Source organism: Pseudomonas sp. URMO17WK12:I6 (assembly GCF_003253625.1).
GTDB lineage: Bacteria > Pseudomonadota > Gammaproteobacteria > Pseudomonadales > Pseudomonadaceae > Aquipseudomonas.
In genome coordinates, this window is record NZ_QKYZ01000040.1 from 1 (window position 1) to 1172 (window position 1172).

Genomic DNA, 1172 nt, shown 5'->3' on the forward strand with positions numbered 1-1172 from the left:
GCCGTATCTATTGCGACCATTTTCGCAGTGACATTCGGACAAATGGAAGCTTACACAATAATCACTTCTATGCCGCACCCAATGACTGACAACTTTTTCTTTATTGCATTCTCCATCGAGCACGCCGCGTCCATCTTCTTTATCTTCTACGCTGCAATTAAAAGACGAGCAAACAAAGGGGACGGATTTATTTTCTTCAATTACCGACCAGAATGGCGCCGTGGGCGCCCAATTTGTGGGGGCCGGCAATGGGCCAAATGCTACTCTAAACCAGTACATTGGGCCGGTAATTTTCAGTGCGCTGGGTGTTGCTGGCTATATCAACCTTAATCCTAGTGTAGGAACTGGACCATGAGTCAACTAGAAAAAAGGAGCAAAGTAGGAGTCCGTATTGCATTAACTATTGTCTTGTTATTGACATGCATTGTTTTTTTTATTGGCATTGAGCTGTATTCTGGAATTGCACCACAAAAAGCCGTTGGCTACCCCAATTCCGGCCAACTTAAGCTTTATGTATTATTTCCAGCCGCATCAGTTCTTATTAGCGCTTTAATGCTGACCTTCTCAAAAAAACTGCCGAACTGGTTGTTGATTTTTTTATACCGATTCAATTCATCGCTATTTTTACGGTTTTTATTTTTTTTGGTGGTGGTGTGTAAGGGCGTCGCTTGTCGGGAAATGGAATTAACGCTACCGCTGGCTGCTGGGGGGGGCGTTTCTGATTCGTGGTCACTAGGTAATGGGGTCCGCATCAGGGTTTGGATTCGTTTCTCCACAACTAGGTGCTAATTATAACTACTCCTTCCAGGCTGCAAGGAAGATTGGATCAGAATGGTGGAAATTATGACTATTGGGCTATTGGCTTTTATTATAATACTGTGCTTACTGGGAATAATGTGCTTGTTTTTTTCTGAGAAAACGCAAGGCATTATAATCAAGTTAATTGACCGGGCAGGCGCATCAAAAAATTACCCATTCAAGAGCTTGATCAGGTCAAGCAATTATCTATATATTCTTAGATCAGTTGGCGCATTAGCTCTTCTAATGTCTTTTTTCTTAACATGGGGACTGATAAATAACTTATAAAAAATATACACACATATGGAGATCACTCTTGGCATCTGCATGGAAATACCCCACCCCGGCGAGCTTCCAGATCAGAAAGCATGTCC

Annotated in this window: 2 protein-coding genes; both read left to right on the plus strand. The window is 42.5% G+C overall.

The features are described 5' to 3' along the window. Window positions 1–330 (plus strand): hypothetical protein (locus F475_RS30560; RefSeq protein WP_218281492.1); only part of this gene is annotated, 330 nt, incomplete at its 5' end. Between the two features lie 21 nt (window positions 331–351). Beyond that, window positions 352–789 (plus strand): hypothetical protein, encoded by a 438-nt coding sequence (locus F475_RS30290; protein ID WP_146602969.1) that lies wholly within the window; start codon window positions 352–354, stop codon window positions 787–789. The last annotated feature ends 383 nt before the right edge of the window (window positions 790–1172 follow it).

What these genes read in the sequence shown, in the direction of transcription:
- F475_RS30290 (WP_146602969.1), top strand. Translation starts at nt 352, where the DNA reads ATGAGTCAACTAGAAAAAAGGAGCAAAGTAGGAGTCCGTATTGCATTA.